The 20,109-nt window shown below is 67.7% G+C and carries 17 protein-coding genes; 7 read left to right on the plus strand and 10 right to left on the minus strand.

The window, feature by feature from the left end; translation table 11 throughout:
- The first annotated feature begins 65 nt into the window (after positions 1-65).
- The 6 genes from PVZ77_RS06100 to PVZ77_RS06125 are packed head-to-tail and all read left to right on the plus strand — an operon-like array spanning position 66 to position 7,476.
- The gene (locus PVZ77_RS06100) at positions 66-2,288 is read left to right on the plus strand and encodes an ABC transporter substrate-binding protein (RefSeq protein ID WP_273805925.1); all 2,223 of its coding nucleotides are present in this window, start codon (positions 66-68) and stop codon (positions 2,286-2,288) included.
- A complete protein-coding gene (locus PVZ77_RS06105) occupies positions 2,285-3,262 on the plus strand; it encodes an ABC transporter permease (protein ID WP_273805926.1) in 978 nt (325 codons plus the stop codon). The genes PVZ77_RS06100 and PVZ77_RS06105 overlap by 4 nt, the downstream gene beginning before the upstream one ends.
- Before the next feature lie 5 nt (positions 3,263-3,267).
- Positions 3,268-4,725, plus strand: a complete 1,458-nt coding sequence (locus PVZ77_RS06110) for an ABC transporter permease (protein WP_273805927.1) — start codon at positions 3,268-3,270, stop codon at positions 4,723-4,725.
- On the plus strand, positions 4,722-6,374 hold the full coding sequence (locus PVZ77_RS06115) for an ABC transporter ATP-binding protein (protein WP_273805928.1): 1,653 nt from the start codon (positions 4,722-4,724) through the stop codon (positions 6,372-6,374). Before PVZ77_RS06110 ends, PVZ77_RS06115 begins: the two co-directional genes overlap by 4 nt.
- Positions 6,371-6,907: a GNAT family N-acetyltransferase gene (locus PVZ77_RS06120; protein ID WP_273805929.1), complete on the plus strand. Its 537-nt coding sequence runs from the start codon at positions 6,371-6,373 to the stop codon at positions 6,905-6,907. Before PVZ77_RS06115 ends, PVZ77_RS06120 begins: the two co-directional genes overlap by 4 nt.
- Entirely contained in the window at positions 6,904-7,476 is a 573-nt protein-coding gene (locus PVZ77_RS06125) for a GNAT family N-acetyltransferase (RefSeq protein WP_273805930.1), read from the plus strand. Before PVZ77_RS06120 ends, PVZ77_RS06125 begins: the two co-directional genes overlap by 4 nt.
- 39 nt (positions 7,477-7,515) lie before the next feature.
- Here PVZ77_RS06125 and PVZ77_RS06130 read toward each other — a convergent pair whose 3' ends face one another.
- The 10 genes from PVZ77_RS06130 to PVZ77_RS06175 form a co-directional block, all read right to left on the minus strand.
- Positions 7,516-8,727 carry an MFS transporter gene (locus PVZ77_RS06130; RefSeq protein ID WP_273805931.1) on the minus strand — a complete coding sequence of 404 codons (1,212 nt, stop codon included), beginning with the start codon at positions 8,725-8,727 and terminating at the stop codon, positions 7,516-7,518.
- Between the two features lie 754 nt (positions 8,728-9,481).
- Complete coding sequence (locus PVZ77_RS06135; RefSeq protein ID WP_273805932.1) at positions 9,482-9,997, minus strand: DUF4142 domain-containing protein; 516 nt, start codon at positions 9,995-9,997, stop codon at positions 9,482-9,484.
- A 123-nt stretch (positions 9,998-10,120) separates the two neighbouring features.
- Positions 10,121-10,876: a hypothetical protein gene (locus PVZ77_RS06140; protein WP_273805933.1), complete on the minus strand. Its 756-nt coding sequence runs from the start codon at positions 10,874-10,876 to the stop codon at positions 10,121-10,123.
- The gene (locus PVZ77_RS06145; protein WP_017642174.1) at positions 10,876-11,070 is read right to left on the minus strand and encodes a hypothetical protein; all 195 of its coding nucleotides are present in this window, start codon (positions 11,068-11,070) and stop codon (positions 10,876-10,878) included. Before PVZ77_RS06145 ends, PVZ77_RS06140 begins: the two co-directional genes overlap by 1 nt.
- Positions 11,071-11,164: 94 nt before the next feature.
- The gene (gene alaC / locus PVZ77_RS06150) at positions 11,165-12,406 is read right to left on the minus strand and encodes an alanine transaminase (RefSeq protein WP_187979727.1); all 1,242 of its coding nucleotides are present in this window, start codon (positions 12,404-12,406) and stop codon (positions 11,165-11,167) included.
- Positions 12,407-12,539: 133 nt separating this feature from the next.
- Positions 12,540-13,112 (minus strand): ANTAR domain-containing response regulator, encoded by a 573-nt coding sequence (locus PVZ77_RS06155; RefSeq protein ID WP_027599890.1) that lies wholly within the window; start codon positions 13,110-13,112, stop codon positions 12,540-12,542.
- 11 nt (positions 13,113-13,123) lie between these two features.
- Complete coding sequence (locus PVZ77_RS06160; RefSeq protein ID WP_273805934.1) at positions 13,124-14,320, minus strand: CmpA/NrtA family ABC transporter substrate-binding protein; 1,197 nt, start codon at positions 14,318-14,320, stop codon at positions 13,124-13,126.
- A gap of 243 nt (positions 14,321-14,563) precedes the next feature.
- Positions 14,564-16,945, minus strand: a complete 2,382-nt coding sequence (locus tag PVZ77_RS06165; protein WP_273805935.1) for a penicillin acylase family protein — start codon at positions 16,943-16,945, stop codon at positions 14,564-14,566.
- Between the two features lie 145 nt (positions 16,946-17,090).
- Positions 17,091-17,870, minus strand: a complete 780-nt coding sequence (locus PVZ77_RS06170; RefSeq protein ID WP_273805936.1) for a hypothetical protein — start codon at positions 17,868-17,870, stop codon at positions 17,091-17,093.
- A gap of 43 nt (positions 17,871-17,913) precedes the next feature.
- A complete protein-coding gene (locus tag PVZ77_RS06175) occupies positions 17,914-18,882 on the minus strand; it encodes an alpha/beta hydrolase (RefSeq protein WP_273805937.1) in 969 nt (322 codons plus the stop codon).
- A 135-nt stretch (positions 18,883-19,017) separates the two neighbouring features.
- Between PVZ77_RS06175 and aroC the strand changes: the two genes are divergently transcribed.
- Positions 19,018-20,109 (plus strand): chorismate synthase, encoded by a 1,092-nt coding sequence (gene aroC, locus PVZ77_RS06180; protein WP_273805938.1) that lies wholly within the window; start codon positions 19,018-19,020, stop codon positions 20,107-20,109.

The following is a 20,109-nucleotide window of genomic DNA, read 5'->3' on the forward strand; positions in this document are numbered from 1 at the left end:
ATAGCTCAAGCTTAGTCGTTTAGGCGGACGCTGCCGCCTCAGGTCTCTTTCGGTGCAGGAACGCGATGCCCAGACTGTCCAGACAACTCCTCGCACTGCTGACCCTGGCGCTGCTCGGTGGCTGTTCACCCGATACGCCGATCAACAGCCCCTACCGTGCTGGAGCCGAAGGCCAGAATACCCTCTATACCGCCTTTACCACCCGTTCGCCGAAGTACCTGGATCCGGCCAGTTCCTATTCCGGCGACGAGACCAACTTCACCTACAACATCTATGAACCGCTCTACGGCTACCACTACTTCAAGCGGCCCTACGAGCTGATCCCCCGCGGCGCGGAGCGGGTGATCGCGCCTTACTACCTGGACGCCCAGGGCCGGCGCCTGCCGGATGATGCACCGCCGGCGCAGATCGCCGAGAGCGTCTACGACATCCCCATCCGCCGCGACGCCCGCTACGCGCCCCATCCGGCCTTTGCCCGGGGTGCCCAGGGCCACTACCGCTACTTCCCGATCCAGCCTGCCGACCTGGCCGATCGCTACCAGATCCCCGACTTTCCCGAGACCGGCAGCCGCGCCCTGACCGCCGCCGACTACGCCTACGGCCTGCGGCGCCTGGCCAGTCCGCGGCTGGTCTCGCCCAGCTACGCGATCTTCGCCGAGCACCTGGTCGGCATGCAGGCCTTTGGCGATGGCCTGCGCGCCGCCGACAAGGCCCTGCGCGCCAGCCTGCCCAGGGGCGCGCCGCTGCCCTGGCTGGACCTGCGCCAGGGCGAGTTGCCCGGGGTCGAGGTGCTGGATGAGCACACCCTGCGCCTGCGGGTGATCGGCAAGTACCCCCAGTTCAACTACTGGCTGGCCATGACCTTTGCCGCGCCGGTGCCCTGGGAGGCGGATCGTTTCTACAGCCAGCCGGGCATGACCGAGCACAACCTCGGCTTCAACAGCTGGCCGGTGGGCACCGGACCCTATCGGCTGGCCGAATCCATTCCCAATCGCCGCCATGTGCTGGCGCGCAATCCCAACTACCACGCCGATCCCTATCCCTGCGAGGGCGAGCCCGAGGATCGCCAACAGGGGCGGCTGGACGACTGTGGCAAGCCCATGCCGCTGATCGACCGCGCGGTGTTCAGCCTGGAGAAGGAAGGGGTGCCGCTGATGGGCAAGTTCATCCAGGGCTATTACGACACCCCCCAGGTCGAGCGCGGCGAGTATGGCGTGGCGCTGCGCACCAAGGCGGGTGACTCGGTCGATTCCGCCGAGCTCTATCGCGAGCGCGGCCTCAAGCTGCCCACCGCGGTGGAGGCGTCCAACTGGTACCTGGGTTTCAACTGGCTGGATCCGGTGGTGGGGCAGGGCGCCACACCCGAGCAGCAGGCACGCAATCGCAAGCTGCGCCAGGCGCTGTCCATCGCCTTCGATTGGGAGAGCTACATCACCGTCTTCCTCAATGGCAACGGTCTGGTCGCCAATGGCCCGCTGCCGCCGGGCGTGCTGGGCTATGAAGCGCCGCCGGCGGGCAGCAATCCGGTGGTGTATCGGTTGGTGGATGGCAAGCCCGAGCGGCGGCCCATCGAGGAGGCCAGGCGGCTACTGGCCGACGCCGGCTATCCCGACGGTCGCGACGCCAAGAGCGGGCGGCCGCTGATCCTGCAATACGACGCCCAGAGCAGCGGCGACAGCGCCATGTTCGACTGGATGCGCCAGCAGACCGCCAAGCTGGGTATCCAGCTGGAATTGCGCGGCTCGGACTACAACCGATTCCAGGACAAGATGCGCAAGGGTGCGGCGCAGATCTTCTTCTGGGGCTGGAACGCCGACTATCCCGACGCCGAGAACTTTTTGTTCCTCTTCTACGGTCCCCAGGGCAAGGCCAAGCATGGTGGCGAGAATGCAGGCAATTACAGCAATGCCGAGTACGACCGGCTGTTCGAGCAGATGAAGAGTCTCGACGATGGGCCGGAAAAGGTCGCCCTGATCCGGCGCATGGTGGCCCTCGTGCAGCAGGACGCCCCCTGGCTGTTCGGCTGGAATCCCCTGTCGGCCGGGGCCTATCAGCAGTGGGTGTACAACGCCAAGCCGACCCAGATGGTGCGCGATCAGCTGCGCTATCTGCGCTTGGACCCGGCGCTGCGCGAGCGCAAGGTGCTGGAGTGGAACCGGCCGGTGCTCTGGCCGCTGTGGCTGTTGTTGGGCCTGGGACTGCTGCTGGCCTGGCCGGCCTGGCGCAGCCTCCGTCGTCGCGAGCGCCAGACCGCCTTTGGCGACGAGACCGGGGAGGGGCGGCCATGATCGGCTATCTGCTGCGGCGCCTGGCCTATGGCGTGCTCATCCTGATCGGGGTGAATCTGCTGACCTTCCTGCTGTTCTTTACCGTCAACACCCCGGACGACATGGCGCGCCTGGCCATCGGCGGCAAGTACGTCACCGCCGAGGCCATCGAGGACTGGAAGGCGGAGCACGGCTACGACAAGCCACTGCTTATTAATACCACCCGTGAAGGGGCGGAGCAGTTCACCGATACACTCTTCTTCGACCGGTCGGTCAGTCTGCTGGTGTTCGACTTCGGCACGGCCGACAGCGGTCGCGACATCGGCCGGGAGATCGCCGAGCGCGCCGGGCCCAGCCTGGCGCTGGCGCTGCCGACCTTTATCCTCGGCCTGGTCGCCAGCGTCGGTTTCGCCCTGCTGCTGGTGTTCTTTCGCGCCACCCGCCTGGACTTCTGGGGCGTGGTGCTCTGCGTGCTGCTGCTGTCGATCTCCTCGCTGTTCTACATCATCGCCGGCCAGTGGCTGTTCGCGAAGATCCTGCGCCTGGTGCCCTATTCGGGCTACGAGGAGGGCTGGAATCTGCTGCGTTTCCTGGCGCTGCCGGTGCTGGTCGCGGTGATTTCCGGGCTGGGCAGCCAGGCGCGCTTCTACCGCGCGCTGTTTCTCGAAGAGATCGGCAAGGACTATGTGCGCACCGCGCGTGCCAAGGGCCTGGCCGAGCGCCAGGTGCTCTTGCGCCATGTGCTGCGCAACGCGGCGCTGCCGATTCTCACCGGCGTGGTGTCGGCCATCCCGCTGCTGATCATGGGCAGCCTGATCGCCGAGTCCTTCTTTGGCATCCCGGGCCTGGGCAGCTACACCATCGACGCCATCAACGGCCAGGACTTCGCCGTGGTGCGCACCATGGTGTTCCTCGGCTCGGTGCTCTACATCGTCGGCCTGATCCTGGCGGACCTGTCCTACACCCTCGCCGATCCGCGCGTTCGCTTCAGGTAGCCGCCATGCCGAAATTCGTCTTGCTCTGGACCGACCTCGCCCTCTACCTGCTGGTGGCCGGTACCCTGTTTTACGCCTGGCGCGCGCGTCGCCAGCCAGCCCTGCGCGCCAGTTGGCGGCGGGTGCTGCAGGATGCCCCGGCGATGAGCGCGGCCGTGGTGCTGGCCAGCTTCGTCGCCATCGCCCTGCTGGATTCGGTGCACTACCGGCCACAGCTGCCCGCCACGCCCGGCGCCACGGCGCCGATCTATTCCCCGACGGTGCTCTCGGCCCTCGATGGCCTGCTGGCCGACACCAGCCTGACCCAGCGCGAAAAGACCTATTCCGCGCCGCTCGCCACCCACCAGTTCACCAAGGAAACCCTGGGCACCAGCGCCGAGGGCCTGCCGCTGCGCGACTTCCCGCGACTCAAGCATGCCGGTACCACCTTGAGCGATCCCGCCATCGAATGGCGGGGCGATATCCTCGAGCGACTGACGTTGGGCCTGCTCGGCGGTCTGGCGCTGGTCCTGGCGACTGCCGCCCTGGCCGCGGCGCGATTGCGCGACACGGGCGGTTTCGCGGCCCGCTGCGGACTCATCCTCCGTGGCCAGACCGCCACCCCCTGGCGCGCCATCCTGCTGACCTGGCTGGGTGTCTGCCTGGTGGCCGGCAGCGTGATCGCCCTGGCCAGCGGCTATCACGTGCTGGGGACCGACAGCACTGGCAACGACGTCCTCTACCAGTCGCTCAAGAGCATTCGCACCGCCTTCGTCATCGGCAGTCTGACCACCCTGGCCATGCTGCCGCCGGCCATCGGCTTCGGCCTGGCCGCCGGCTACTTCAAGGGCCGGGTGGACGACGTCATCACCTACCTCTACACCACCCTGACTTCCATCCCCGGGGTGCTGCTGGTGGCGGCCTGCGTGCTGATGATGCAGGTATTCATCGACCGCCATCCGGAGCTGTTCGACACCGGTGCGGCGCGCGCCGACCTGCGCCTCTTCATGCTCTGCCTGATCCTCGGCCTCACCGGCTGGGCCGGGTTGTGCCGTCTGCTGCGCGCCGAGGCGCTCAAGCTGCGCGAATTGGAATACGTCCAGGCGGCGCGGGCCTTTGGCGTCTCCCACTTCACCATCCTGCGCCGGCACCTGCTGCCCAACGTCTTCTACCTGGTGCTCATCACCCTGACCCTGGAGTTCTCCAGCCTGGTGCTCTACGAGGCGGTGCTCTCCTACCTCGGCATCGGCGTCGATCCGACCATGAATTCCTTCGGCTCCATGATCAACGATGCCCGGACCGAGATGTCCCGTACGCCGATGATCTGGTGGAATCTGCTCAGCGCCTTCGCCTTCATGCTGGCCCTGGTGCTGGCGGCCAATCTCTTCGCCGATGCCGTGCGCGACGCCTTCGATCCGCGCAGTCGCCGGCTGAGATCCGCCTGGCTCGGACGTCGCCCCGGCCAGGGTGGGGTGCAGCCATGACCCCGGTGCTGGAGATTCGCGATCTGGAGATCCTGGTCGAGGGCGAGGAGGGTGCGCGCCAGGCGGTCCGCGGCCTGAGCCTGGCCATCGCCCGCGGCGAGACCTTCGCCCTGGTAGGCGAGTCGGGCAGTGGCAAGAGCGTCACGGCGCTCTCGCTGTTGCGGCTGCTGCCACCGTCGCTGGGTATCGCCCGCGGCGCGGCGCTGCTGGCCGGCACCGACCTGCATCGACTGCCGGAAGGACGCCTGCGCGAGCTGCGCGGCGGGCGCGTCGGCACCATCTTCCAGGAGCCCGCCACCAGCCTGAATCCGGTCATGCGCGTCGGCGAGCAGATCGAGGAAACTCTGCGTGCCCATACCGCGCTGCGCGGCGCCGCCGCCCGTGCCCGGGTGGTGGAATGGCTGCGGCGGGTCGGCATTCCCGAGCCGGAGCGGCGGATCGACGACTATCCCTTCCAGTTCTCCGGTGGCCAGAAGCAACGCATCATGCTCGCCCTGGCGCTGGCCGCCGAACCGGACCTGCTGATCGCCGACGAACCCACCACGGCGCTGGACGTCACCGTCCAGGCGCAGATCCTCGCGCTGCTGGCCGATATCCAGCGTGAACTGGGCATGGCCATCCTGCTCATCACCCACGATCTGGCGGTGGTGCGCCAGGTGGCCGATCACGTGGCCCTGATGCGCCATGGCGAGATCGTCGAGAGCGCGCCGGCCGCGGAATTCTTCCAGGCGCCCCGGCATCCCTATGCCCGCGAGCTGTTCGCCGCCATTCCCACCTTCGCCAAGCGCGGCCACACCCTGGCCGGCACCCCGCGCGCCCTGCCGCAGCGCCAGCCAGGCGCGCGGCTGCTGGAGGTACGTGAGCTGGCCGTGCACTATCCGCTCCGCCGCGGGGCCTGGGGCCGAACGCGGGACTGGGTCAGGGCGGTGGACGGGGTGAGCTTCGACCTGCACGCGGGCGAGACCCTGGCGCTGCTGGGCGAGTCCGGGTGCGGCAAGACCACCACCGGCAAGGCGCTGCTGCGCCTGCTCGATGGACCGCGCATCAGCGGCAGCGCCCAGCTGGCCGGCGAGGACCTGCTGACGGCCGATCGGCGCACCCTGCAGCGGCTACGGCGGCAGATCCAGATCGTCTTCCAGGATCCCTTCGCCTCGCTGGATCCGCGCATGCGCATCGGCGCTACCCTGGAGCAGGGCTTGCTGGCGCTGCGTCCCGAGCTGGATACCGGCGAGCGCCAGCGCCGCGCTGCCGCCCTGGTGGAGCGGGTCGGACTGCCCGGCGACACCCTGCAGCGCTTCGCCCACGAATTTTCCGGCGGCCAGCGGCAGCGCATCGCCATCGCCCGGGCGCTGATCGTCGAGCCGCAGGTGCTGGTGTGCGACGAACCCACCTCGGCGCTCGACGTCTCGGTGCAGGCGCAGATCCTCGATCTCCTGCGCGAGCTTCAGGCGGAGCGGGGGCTGGCCTATCTGTTCATCACCCATAATTTCGGCGTGGTCGAGTACCTGGCCGATCGCATCGCGGTGATGGACGGCGGCCGCATCGTCGAACAGGGCAGCGCCGAACGGGTGCTCCGTGCGCCCGCTCACGCCATGACCCAACGCCTGCTGGCCGCCGTGCCGCGCCTGGATTTCGGGACCTCGCCATGAATTTTCCACCGCGCATCGCCCTGGCCGACTTCGCGCTGGTCTGGCCGCAACCGCGCCTGGCCGCGGCCTTCGCCGAGGCGCTGAACTGGAGCTATGCGGACCACCGCCGCTTCCTCGGCTGGGCGCGTGAACAGACCACTGTTGCCCAGGCCCGCGACAGTCTACTCGCCGCTCGCGGCGCCTTCACCCTGGCCCAGGGCGAGAAGCGCTACTTCCTGGTGCGCGGTGACGAGTTGCTCGGCTGCCTGGGGCTCACGCCACTGGACGGCGGGCGGCGCTATGAGATCGGCTACTGGCTGCACAGCCTGCATACCGGTCAGGGCCTGATGACCGCCGCGCTGCGCTACTTCGTCGAGCAGCGCGGCGCGGCGGGGCTCTTGCTCACCACCTCGGCCGCCAACGACGCCAGCCAGCGACTTGCCGAGCGGGTGGGTTTCCGGCGCGTCCGGGTGCTGGAAAACGCTCGGGAAGGTCCGGACGGACAGCGCTGCGCCACCTGGGTCTACGAATTGCCGCCACAGGTGAGGCCATGACCGCCCTGAGCGTTCCGCTGCAGTATCCACCCCGCTTCGCGGTGACCGAGGCGGTGGAACTGATCGACCTGACCCTGGCGGATCCCGCCGCGGTGGCCGACTACTACCGGCGCAATCGGCAGCACCTGGCGCTGTCGATGCCACGGCGCTCCGACGCCTTCTATACCCTGGCGCAATGGCAGGGGCAGGTGGCCGCCTATCGCGCCGGCGGGCCGGGCCTGAGCGAGTTGCGCCTGGTACTGCGGGCGGGGCCGCTGGTGATAGGGACGGTGAATTTCAGCCAGATGGTTCGCGGCGGTTTCCAGGCCTGCTACCTGGGCTACGGCCTGGATGCAGCCTGGCAGGGACGGGGGTTGATGCGTCAGGCGGTGCGCCTGGGGCGGGACTTCGTCATCGGCGAGCTGGGCCTGAATCGGATCATGGCCAACCATCTGCCGGAGAACACCCGCAGCGCTCATCTGCTGATCAGCCTAGGCTTCGAGCGCGAGGGCCTGGCGCGGCGCTATCTGGAGATCGACGGGGTCTGGCGGGATCACGTGCTGACCAGCTATGTACGTCCCGCCCCCTGAATTGAGAAACCCGGCGGGAGCGATCCGCCGGGTCCTGGCTTAGACGCGTGCCGCCGTGACCGCGGCCGAGCCCCAGGTGGTGCGCCAGCGGCGCTTGACGCTGAGCAGGCCGAACCAGGCGAGCACGCCAAGGGCGGCAAACAGCCAGAGCCCCAGCTGATAGTCGCCGGTGGCCTGCTTGACCGCACCGAGGCCGGCGGTGAGGGCGAAGCCGCCGATGCCGCCCGCCATGCCGATCAACCCGGTCATGACACCGATTTCCTTGCGGAAGCGCTGGGGGACCAGCTGGAACACCGCGCCATTGCCGGCGCCCAGACTGAGCATGGCCACCACGAACAGGGTCAGGGCAGCCATGGCGCTGGGCAGGTGGAAACCCACGGCGGCGATGCAGATGGCCGCCACGGTGTACATGCCGAGCAGCGCACGGATACCACCGATACGATCGGCCAGGGCGCCGCCCAGGGGGCGCATCAGGCTGCCGCCGAAGACGCAGGCCGCGGTGTAGTAGCCGGCAACCACCGGCTCCAGGCTGTACTGGTCATGGAAGTAGCCGGGCAGGGTGCTGGCGAGGCCGAGGAAGCCGCCGAAGGTCACGCTGTAGAAGAACATGAACCACCAGCTGTCCTGGTCGCCCAGGGCGCGGCCGTAGTCCGCCAGCTTCTTCGGTGCCGGGCGTTCCGGGGCGTTGCGGGCGCAGAGCACGAAGACCACCAGGGTGAGGATCAGCGGGATCAGCGCAAAGCCGAACACGTTGGTCCAGCCAAAGGCCTTGGCCAGTGCCGGGGCGAAAAGGGCGGCGAACACCGTGCCGGAGTTGCCGGCACCGGCGATGCCCAGCGCCTTGCCCTGATGCTGCGGCGGATACCACTGCGACGCCAGCGGCAGGGCCACGGCGAAGGAAGCCCCGGCGAAGCCGAGGAACAGGCCCAGCAGCAGGGTCTGCTCATAGCTGTGCACGCCGTGCTGCCAGGCCACCAGCAGCGCCAGGATCACCACCACCTGGCCGATGACGCCAGCGGTCTTCGGCGACAGCCGATCGGCGACGAAGCCCAGGATCAGGCGCAGGACAGCGCCGGCAAGGATGGGCGTGGCCACCATCATGCTGCGCTGTTGGGTAGTCAGCTGCAGGTCGGTGGCGATCTGCACGGCCATCGGGCCGAGCACGTACCAGACCATGAAGCTCAGGTCGAAGTAGAGGAAGGCGGCGAACAGGGTCGGCGCATGGCCGGCTTTCCAGAAACTGGGACTCATGGAGGCACCTCGGGCACGTCACGGGCATGAAAAAGGCGCCAGTCACCCTTGCCCGTTGTCGGGAGGTGAACTGACGCCTTTGTCGATTGGGGTGACCGCCGTTGGCCACCGCTACCCAGGTCTTTGCAAGAGCGAAGCCAAGTCGCACGAGCCCGGTGCCGACCGAGCCTGACAGCGTTGCCAGCGTCCAAAGAGCACGCTGCGCTGCACAATGATCGGGCGCCGTTATGACAGATTGCTCTCTATTAGCGCTTCGTAGAGCAGTACTGAACCAGAAGCCCAACAGTGTAGAGCAGTACTGAACCAGAAGCCCAACAGTAACGCAGGGTGCCAACAATGTTGGGCTTCGACGAGGGAGCCGTCTCAACCCAACCTACGGTCTATTCCTGCAGCGGCGTGCTGCACCCGTAGGTTGGGTTGAGCGTAGCGAAGCCCAACAGTGACGCAGGATGCCGGCAATGTTGGGCTTCGACGATGGGGCCGTCTCAACCCAACCTACGGTCTGGTCCTGCAGCGGCGTGCTGCACCCGTAGGTTGGGTTGAGCGTAGCGAAGCCCAACGGTGCCACGGAGTGCCGGCAATGTTGGGCTTCGACGATGGAGCCGTCTCAACCCAACCTACGGTCTGTTCCTGCAGCGGCGTGCCGTACCCGTAGGTTGGGTTGAGCGTAGCGAAGCCCAACGGTGCTACGGGGTGCCGGTAATGTCGGGCTTCGACGATGGAGCCGTCTCAACCCAACCTACGGCTCATACCTTTACTTCGCGTACCTGGTCTGCAGGGCCTTGGCTTCCTGGAGGTGGTGCTCCAGCTTGGGCAGGGTCTTCTCGGCGAAGGCCTTGAGCGCGGCGTCATCGCCGGTCTTGGCTTCGTTGCGGAAGATCTCGATGGTCTGCTCGTGAGCCACGACCTGGTTGTTGGCATAGGAGCGATCGAAGGAATCGTCACGCACCTGCAGGATCATGGCCTTGGCCTTGTCCATCAGCTCGGCGTCGGTGGAGACTTTCAGCTTCTTCTCCTGGGCCAGGCTCTTGAGCTGCTCGTTGGCCTTGGTGTGGTCGTCGATCATGCTCTGGGCGAAGGTCTTGATGTCCTGCGACTGGCTCTTTTCCAGGGCCAGCTTGCCTGCTTCGATCTCGGCGATGCCCTTGGCCGAGGCGTCGTCGACGAATTCGGCCGGAGACAGCTTGTCGGCGGCCTGGGCCAGACCGGCACCGGCAGCCAGCAGGATGGCGAGGGACAGGCTGGAAGCTTTCTTCAGCATGGGCGTCATGGACGTGCTCCTGATTTTCTTGGCAGTAAGGGAAGGGCGTCACCGGCTGGCAGTGAACGCACCTGCAAAATGGGACCTGCCTAAAAAGTCATACGTTCCCTGAAGAAAGCGTGCGAAGCCAGATCAGGTGCGGCTTACGCTTGAGCGAAACGCTTCGTAGGCGTCGAAATCGAAGCGCGTCGCCGAGACGATCTGGCTCTGTTTCAGGGTCAGGTAGATGTCCTTGCCCTTGTCCGCATAGTGGGTGGTAAAGGTCACCCAGAGTTTGTCCTTGTCGCGGTAGCCGCTCATGATCGGCTTGATGCAGACGTCCTGGTCGGCCCCTTCCGTTTCGCTCGGCTCGCCCAGGGTGGTGATGCGACCGACGTACACCTTGCGCTCCTCCAGGGTCAGCATCAGCGTCTCCTTGTTGATGGAGGCGGTCATCAGCAGATCGTCCAGCGGGCTGTCCTTGAGGATGCCGGCGAGGATGAAGGTACGGTAGTTGTCCTCGCTCAGGCCGTACTTGCGCTTGATGGTCCAGCGCGCCAGCGTGGCCCAGGCGCCGGGGATCAGCAGGGCGGTCACCGTCACCACCAGGATCCAGGCAGCCTGCAGCGGATCCTCCAGGGTGCCGGTGCGGCGCAACAGCTCGGCGACACCGGCGAAGTAGTCGAGAGAAAAGGTTCGCCCGCCCCATGACCAGTTGCGCCCCTGCAGGACCTGAGCGATGCCCAGGTGCAGGATCACGGCGAGCAGGGTGCAGAACAGGCCGAAACGGGCGCTCTGCAGATAGAGGTACTGGCCCTCGTAGCGGTGCAGGCGATAGAAATAGAGCGGATGCTTGTGGCAGACGAGAAAACCGCTGACCAGGATCGGCAGGAGCAGCAGCAGGAACATCAGCGGTTGATGAGCCGCCGGGCGCGGTCCAGGTCTTCCTTGAATTCGGGGGAGTCGAAGACCTCCGCCGGATCGATGCGCAGGGTGCCGCGGCCGACCACGCGCATGGACTTGTAGGAGTTGTTGATGCTCGCGGCTAGCTTGAGATCGTCCGCGGAGGGCGATTTGAGCAGGTTGAACAGGCCTTTCAGCATGGCGATATCCTGGGGATGCACTAGGCGCTTATAGCTTGGAACACCCGGACTGACAAGAATTCGCCGCGCCGCCAGTCGACGGCGCGGCGAAGGCTCAGGCCGGCTCGACGCCGGATTTGCGCGGGGCCGCCTTGGGCAGCAGGCCGTCGGCGCGGAACATCTGCTTGATGCCGCGCACCGCCTGACGGATGCGGTCCTGGTTCTCGATCAGGGCGAAGCGCACATGGTCATCGCCATAGTCACCGAAGCCCAGTCCCGGCGAGACGCAGACCTTGGCCTCGGCCAGCAGCTTCTTGGCGAATTCCAGCGAACCCAGGTGGGCATAGGGCTCGGGAATCCTGGCCCAGACGTACATCGATGCCTTGGGATTCTCCACCATCCAGCCGGCTTCGTGCAGGCCACGCACCAGCACGTCGCGGCGCTGCTGGTACTGCTGGGCGATGTCGCGCACACACTGCTGGTCGCCTTCCAGCGCGGCGATGGCCGCCACCTGCAGCGGGGTGAAGGTGCCATAGTCATGATAGCTCTTGATCCGCGCCAGGGCGGCGACCAGCTCGGGATTGCCGACCATGAAGCCGATCCGCCAGCCGGCCATGTTGTAGCTCTTGGACAGGGTGAAGAATTCCACCGCGATGTCCTTGGCCCCGGGCACCTGCATGATGGAGGGCGCCTGCCAGCCGTCGAAGACGATGTCGGCATAGGCCAGGTCATGCACCACCAGCACGTTGTAGCGCTTGGCCAGCTCCACCACGCGCTCGAAGAAATCCAGCTCCACGCACTGGGCGGTGGGGTTGGAGGGGAAGCCGAGGATCATCATCTTCGGCTTGGGAATGCTCTCGCGGATGGCCCGCTCCAGTTCGGCGAAGAAGTCCATGCCCTGCACCAAGGGCACCGAACGCACCTGGGCGCCGGCGATCACCGCGCCGTAGATGTGGATCGGATAGCTTGGGTTGGGCACCAGCACGGTGTCGCCGGCATCCAGGGTCGCCAGCATCAGGTGCGCCAGGCCTTCCTTGGAGCCGATCGTGACGATGGCTTCGCTGTCGGCATCGATTTCCACCTGGTAGCGGTCGCGATACCAGTGGGAGATGGCGCGACGCAGACGCGGAATGCCCTTGGAGCTGGAATAACCGTGGGTGTCTTCGCGCTGGGCGACCTGGCAAAGCTTCTCGACGATATGCGGTGGGGTGGGGCCGTCGGGATTGCCCATGGACAGGTCGATGATGTCCTCACCGCGACGGCGCGCGGCCATCTTGAGTTCGGCGGTGATGTTGAAGACGTAGGGGGGCAGGCGATCGATGCGCGCAAAGCGGCGCACGGGACTGGAGTCAGTCATGCGTTCCTCGAAGTACGTAAGCGCCCGGAACCGTCCGAGCGACGTGGGTCACAGGAGGTGACCTGCAGCGGACATTAGCCGCAGATCGCTGCGCTTGTCGAGGAAAAAATCGGGCTGGTCCGCGCGCCCTGTCTCAGCCGAGCAATTCGCTCATGGCGATGATCTGGTCGGCCACCTGGATCAGCTTCTGCTGCTTGCTCATGGCCTGGCGGCGCATCAGGGTATAGGCCTCGTCCTCGCTGCAGCCGCGCATCTTCATCAGCAGGCCCTTGGCCTGGTCGACCTTCTTGCGCTCCAGCAACTGCTGCTCGCGGGCCTGGAGTTCGGCGCGCAGGGCCTGGTCGGTCTCGAAACGGGCGCGGGCCACATCGATGATGGCCTGCAGGCGGCTGGTCTGGATGCCCTCGACGATGTAGGCGCTGACCCCGGACTGGATGGCCCGGCGCATCACCGCCGGATCGTGCTCGTCGGTGAACATGACGATGGGGCGTGGCCGGTCGCGGGTCACCAGGCAGACCTGCTCCATGACATCGCGACCGGGTGATTGGGTGTCGAACAGGATGACGTCCGGACGCAGGGCCTCGATGCGCGCGGGCAGATCGATGGTCAGGCCGGATTCCTCGATGACCTCGAAACCGGCTTCGATCAGCGCGGCCTTGAGACGGCCGACCTGCTTGGGGGTGTCGTCGATGAGCAGGATGCGCAAGGTCGTTCTCCCTAGTGATCGCTGAGCGCGTGAATGGCGAAGCTGCGGGCGTAACCGGCCGGATCGCTGCCGTCCCAGATACGACCGTCGAACAGGGTGCTGCTGCGCCGGGTCGGCGGCACCGCCAGGCCCAAGCCGGTAGCGGCCTCCTGATACAGCTCGGTGCATTGCACGGACTGAGCCACGGCCAGGTAGTCCGGGTCCTCGCGCAGCAGGCCCCAGCGGCGGAACTGGGTAAGGAACCAGAGGCCGTCGGAGAGATAGGGCGGATTGACCGCGCCCTGGCGATGGAAGGCCAGGGGATGCTCGTCCTCCCAGCGGCGGTCGAGTCCATCTTCGTAGTGGCCGAGGAAGCGCCCGGCCAGCAGCGCTGGATCGGCGTTCACGTAGGCGGCATCGCTGATCAGCTGGGCGGTGCCCAGGCGGTTCTCGCGACTCTCCTCGATGAAGCGGCTGGCGTCGAGCAGGGTGCGGATCAGCGCCCGGGCGGTGTTGGGATAGCGCTCGGCGAAGGCGGCGGTGCAGGCCAGCACCTTTTCCGGGTGGTCCGGCCAGATCGCCTGGGTGGTGGTCAGGGTGAAGCCCTGGCCGCGCGCCACGGCGGCAGCGCCCCAGGGTTCGCCGACGCAGAAGCCGTCGACCCGGCCGGCAGCCAGGTGCTCGGGCATCTGCGGCGGCGGCACCAGCGCGGTACGCACGTCCTTGAGGGGATGGATGCTCTGGGCGGCCAGCCAGTAGTAGAGCCAGAAGATATGGGTGCCGGTGGGAAAGGTGTGCGCCAGGGTTAAGGGCCTGGCATCCGGTCGGCGGATCCGCTCGACCAGGGAGGCGGTATCCTGCACGCCTTCCAGGGCCAGGCTGCGCGCCAGATTGAGACTCTGGCCGTTCTGCGCCAGCCCCATGAGCACCGCCATCGGCGTCGCGGCAGCGCCGCCCAGTCCCAGCTGGGCGCCATAGACCAGGCCATAGAGGCAATGAGCGGCATCGAGCTGGCCATTGAGCAGGTTGTCGCGCAGCGCGGACCAGGAGGGCTGGCGGTGCAGATTGAGTGTCAGGCCATGGGGTTCGCCAAACCCCTGGGTCGCCGCCACGATCAGCGAGGCGGCATCGCTCAGCGGCAGGAAGCCCAGGTTGAGCTCGGGCTTTTCCGGGGCATCCGAACCCGCGACCCAGAGATGCGCGGCGTGGGGGGAAGGCTGGGCAGGCATGGTGTCTCCGGCGGCTGACGGACGTCCAGGCACCTCTTTGTGCACCGCTGTGGACGTCTCGGCTAGGGCCTGCACCATTTTGGTGACAGGCGCGGCACCATCACCGGGCGCTTCCACGGCCACGACGCCTGCCGGACAGCGCTTCTGCAGCGGTCCGCGGCGCGGCGGGAGGAGGAGGCGCCGGCTGAGGTCTGCGAGGGAAGGGGCAAAACCCGCGCCAAGTCACGGGTTGCCAGGGGAGGATTACTTCTGCGGGATCAGTAGCAGGCGGTCACGGCCATAGACGCGCTCCAGATTCTGCGGCTGCAACGGCAGGCTCTGGTATTGGCCGCGGCTCCAGCCCTTGCCCGGGGTGCCGGCCTGGCTCGCCTGCAGGGGCTCGGCCAGGCCGAAGTCCACCACCAGGCGCAGCGCCGGCGCCAGCCAGGCCTGGTCATCGCCGCCCCAGTGGCTGGCGGTCAGGTCCAGGGTCGAACCGTCGCCGCCACTGGCATTGCCGTCCAGGCGGTGCAAGCGGCCCCATTGCCAGGCAGCGCGATTGCTGCCCAGCTTGGTCTCGCAGGTTTCGACGGCCCCGGCCAGAGCGCGGGCGAAGATCGCCGGCTTGTCTTCACGGGTAGGCGTGCTGACGTCATCCCAATAGGGGCTGTCGTCGCGGGCCAGGAGATGATCGACGATGGCGTTGTAGCTGGTGTCGCTCAGGGTAGTGAAGGCCTGCCAGGCCGGACTTCTGGTACCACCCAGCTCGTCGGCGAAGGTCTGTTCGGCCAGGGCCTGCAAGAAGGCCTCGTAGAGCGCCGCATCCGCGGAGCCGGCGGCCAGGCGACCGTCGAAGGCCAGCAGGCGCCGCAGGGCTTCTTCCGCCTGTTGGCGCTGGGTGGCCGGCAGGGCGGCAATGGCCTGGCGCAGCGGTGCGGCGAAGCCGGGGGCGTCGAGCTGGGTCCTGAGCTTGGCGGCCAGGGTGGTGGTCTGGTCCTGCTGCAGGGCCATGGCGTCGCGGCTGTCGAGGCGCGCCGAGCGCCCGGCCAGTTGTGCCAGGCGCTCCTGGCGCTCGGGGCCCGACCAGTTGCTGGACAGCTGCATGCCGTAGCCGCGCGGCACCACGCGCTGGTTGGCGGCGCCCAGCCAGCCCTGGGCCGGATCCTGGTCATAGGGGTGCAGCATGGGGTCGGCGTAGCCATCCCAGGCATAGCGCTCGTCCCAGCCGGGCGAGGGCAGCAGCCCCAGGCCGCTGCGGCGATTGGGGTAACGGCCGGTCACCTGCCAGCCGACATGCTCGGCATCGGCGAATACCAGATTCCAGTCGCTGGCGCGCAGCTCGCGAGCCAGTTCGAAGGCGCGCTCCACGTCCTTGGCGCGGGTGAGGTCGAAGAGGGCATCCAGGCTCTTGTCGGCTTCCAGGCGACTGCTGCGCAGGGCCAGGCCGTAGCCGTTGGCGTCCGGCGCCAGGGCCAGATTCAGCAGCGGACCGCGCGGACTGGTGTAGAGGGTCTCGCGCCGCGGCTTTTCACCGCGGACGAAAAAGGTCTCCACCCGCTCGCCGGCCGGCTGCCACTGCCCGCCACTCTGCACCTGCAGGCGACCGCCCTGGCGCTGCAGGCGTTCGAGGTAGAGGTCCTGGCTGTCGCCCATCAGGGTGGCGGCGCCCCAGGCCAGCTTGCCGTTGTAGCCGTCGAGCAGCAGCGGCAGGCCGGGCAGGGTGGTGCCCACGGCCTCGAAACGCGGCGCCCTCAGGGTCACCAGGGTGAAGGGCGATTGGCCGGCAAAGGCGCTGACCTTGTCGACGCCGAGCAGGCTGCGACCGCTGCGGGTATGGCCCGGGGTGGCGGCCCAGGCGGTACCGGTGGGGCCGCCGAAGGGGGCGAGCGCCGCCAGTTGCCGCTGGACCTGCAGCAGGGCGTCGAGCCCGGGCAACTGGCCACGCAGATTCAGGCCGCGCAACTTGGCGGTATCTTCTTCCGGCAGCGGTTCGTCGGGGTAGGTGGGCAAGAGCCAGGCCAGGCGCTCGGGACCGACCTGGGCGGCCAGGGCCAGCACCGCGGTCTCCTTGCGCAGGTCCACCGCCTGGGCGAAGTTGAGCAGTTCGAAGAGCAGGGCGCTGTCTTCGGCTTTCCAGTATTCGGCGCGGTAGTCGTGGCCATCCAGCTCGACCCGCTCACCGGCGCGATAGAGGTAGGCGTTGACCCCCCGGGCATAGACCTCGAAGAAGGTCTTCATCCGCGGCGAGGCGTTGCCGTAGGCCACCTGGGCGGCCTTGCGCAGGTCCACGGCGCGCATGAATCTGTCGCTGTCCAGCCGGCTCTCACCGTAAGCCTCGGCCAGTCGCCCCTGGGCCAGCAGGCGCAGCTCCACCATCTGCGCCAGGCGTTCGCTGGCGTGAACGTAGCCGAGGGCGAAGAGGGCATCGTGAAAGGTGGTGGTCTCGATCAGCGACTGGCCGTCGGCATTGCGGCGCACCGAGGCGGTCTGCGCCAGGCCGCGCAGGGGCAGGCTGCCCTTGAGTTGCGGCTGGCCGCGGGGCGACGGCTCCTCGGCGAAGTACTGGCAGCCGGCGAGGGCGGTCAGCAGGCCGAGCGTGGCGAGGCGCAGCGGCGCGCGCGAGCGAAACGGGAGAGGCGAGACCATGAACAGCGGACACTCCGAGCGGATGGATGCGAACGGGTGGCTACGTTAGCAGGGTCCGCCGGGGGAGCAAGCCTCGGGCGAGGGGTGGCGTCTGGGCGCTGCCGACAGGTCATCGGGAAAGGGGCCTAGCGCAGCCTCTTCCCGCTCAGCGCAGTGCCATCCAGATCAGCAGCGCGGCCTGGAACAGGCAGAACACCGCCAGGCAGCCGATGGCGAAACGCAGCGAGATGTCGTCACGACGGTAGAGGGCGATGCGGTCTTCCAGCTGGCGCAGGCTGGCATCGCGCTCGTCGATCACCCGATCGCACTGTTCCAGCAGGGTGGCGCCGTCCAGCAGCGACAGCAGCTGGACCTTGTCGGCGTTCCAGTCCTCGCGCAGCTGGCTGACCCGCGCTGCCCGGCAGAGCTGCTGACGCTCGTCGTCCGCTGCGGTTTCGACGGTGAAGCCCTGGGCGCCGAGCACGTGGTCGCGGCGTTTGCGGCTGTCTTCGTCGAGGGCGTCGCGGCGCGCCAGGGGCAGGTCCTGCACCCGGTAGTGGTTCCAGCGCAGGCGCGCCCAGGCAGCCGCCCGGGCCAGCAGGAAGCGGCCCAGGCCGCGCTCTTCCGGCTCGATCTGCAGGCCGCGTTCGGGGCCCAGGCGGATTTCACCAAGGCGATGGTCGACCCAGACCTCCAGCACGTTCACCTCGCGGTGCAGCAGCTGACCGGGAATCTGCACCGTCAGTCGCAGCAGGCTTTCCTCGTCGCCATGGCGCTCGACCAGGCCGAGTTGCACGAAGCGCAGGGGGCGCACGCCCACCCGCCGATCCGCCGGCTGCGGCATCAGCCGCAGCAGCTGGAAGCGCTCGGGCGGCAGGCTGGCCCAGGGATGGGGCTCATTGGGGACGGCTTCGACGGCCGGCGATGCTTGATCGGGGGTTTCCACGGGCGGACTCCAGCTGGCGCGCCTCCTGGGCGCCTTTGCCGGCTTATCGGCCAGGGTGCGGGGAACCTGAGCGCGCGACGAAGGCGGTCACGCGCTCGACCAGCGCGCGGGCCAGCGGCAGGTTGGGGTTGTCGTAGGTGGGCAGTTGCGCCTGGATGTCCGCCGGCGCGATGCGCAGCACGTGGTTCATGCCGGGAATGATCGCCAGTTCGGCATCCGGATTGGCCCGCTGCAGGGCGCGGGCATCGTCCACCTCCACCTGAACGTCATGGGTACCCTGGACGATCAGCGCCGGGGCGTGGATGCCGGCAAAGGCCTTGGCCGGGTCCTGGCGGAACAGCGAGATCAGATAGGGCTGGACGCTGGGGCGGAACAGCACCAGCAATTCCTTCGGCACCTCGGGCACCGGCGTGCCGCGCAGCAACTGGTCGATGATCCACTGGGCGCTGGCCAGGCCGGCGGGCGACAGCTTGCCGGCCAGCTGCTCGCGCAGCACCACGTCGATGGGCCGGCCGCTGCCGGCCAGGGTGACCACGCCGGCGACCGGCACCCGGTCGGCGGCCAGGCTGGCGATCAGGGCGCCTTCGCTGTGACCGAGCAGAATCACCTTGGAAAAGCGCGGATCGGCGCGCAGCAGCCGGATCCAGCCGACCAGGTCGTCGACATAGCGCTCCACGCTGAGACGACTCTCGTCCGGCTCGGCGCTGCGACTCTCGGCCACCCCGCGCTTGTCGAAGCGCACGCTGGCGATCCGCTGCCGGCCCAGGGCCTCGGCCAGACGCTGCAGGGCGGCATTGCGGGCGCCGGGGGCGTTGCCATTGCGATCGATGGGGCCCGAGCCGGAAACGAAGAGCACCACCGGTTGCGGACGCTCGCTGCGCGGCAGGATCAGACTGCCCTTGAGCACCCCGCTGCCGGTGTCGAGCTGGAGGGGGCGATAGAGCACGGGATCGGCCGCCGTGGCGAGGGCGGGCAGGGCGAGGCACAGCAACAGGGAGAACAGCAGACGCATGGCAGGAAGGGCACCGGAGAGCTGGGGTGTGGGGGCCTATCCCGCACACAATCCGTGTAAAAGACCACGGCGCGTGTAAAATCGCCCATTCCCAATTTGAATCTATACCTTTCACCCGTAGCGCGGAGCCCTCGCATGTCCGGCAATACCCTCGGCACGCTGTTTACCGTCACCACCGCCGGCGAAAGCCATGGCCCGGCGCTGGTCGCCATCGTCGACGGTTGCCCACCCGGACTGCCCCTGGACATCGCTGACCTGCAGCGTGACCTGGATCGGCGCAAGCCCGGCACCAGCCGCCATACCACCCAGCGCCAGGAAGCGGACGAGGTGGAGATCCTTTCCGGGGTCTTCGAGGGCGTCACCACCGGTACCCCCATCGGCCTGCTGATCCGCAACACCGACCAGAAGTCCAAGGACTACTCGGCGATCAAGGACCTGTTCCGCCCGGCCCATGCCGACTACGCCTACCACCACAAGTACGGCCTGCGCGACTACCGCGGCGGCGGTCGCAGCTCGGCGCGGGAAACCGCCATGCGCGTGGCGGCCGGTGCCATCGCCAAGAAGTACCTGGCCACCCAGGGCATCCGGGTGCGTGGCTATATGAGCCAGCTGGGCCCCATCGAGATCCCCTTCAAGACCTGGGACAGCGTGGAAGAGAACGCCTTTTTCAGCCCCGATCCGGACCGGGTACCGGAGCTGGAGGCCTACATGGATCAGCTGCGCCGCGATCAGGATTCGGTGGGCGCGCGCATCACCGTGGTCGCCGACGGCGTGCCCCCGGGCCTCGGCGAGCCGATCTTCGACCGTCTCGACGCCGAGCTGGCCTATGCGCTGATGAGTGTCAACGCGGTGAAGGGCGTCGAGATCGGCGCCGGCTTCGCCAGCGTCGCCCAGCGCGGCACCGAGCACCGTGACGAGCTGACCCCGGAGGGCTTCCTGTCCAACAACGCCGGTGGCGTGCTGGGCGGCATCTCGTCCGGCCAGCCTATCGTCGCCCACCTGGCGCTCAAGCCTACCTCCAGTATCACCACCTCGGGACGTTCCATCGACGTCCATGGCAATCCGGTGGATATCATCACCAAGGGTCGCCACGATCCCTGCGTGGGCATTCGCGCCACGCCCATTGCCGAGGCGATGATGGCCCTGGTGCTGATGGATCACCTGCTGCGCCACCGCGCGCAGAACGCCGAGGTGAAAGTGCACACGCCCATTCTGCCGCAACTCTGA

The sequence above is a fragment of the Pseudomonas sp. SHLD1 genome (assembly GCF_028640935.1).
GTDB lineage: Bacteria > Pseudomonadota > Gammaproteobacteria > Pseudomonadales > Pseudomonadaceae > Chryseomonas > Chryseomonas aestiva.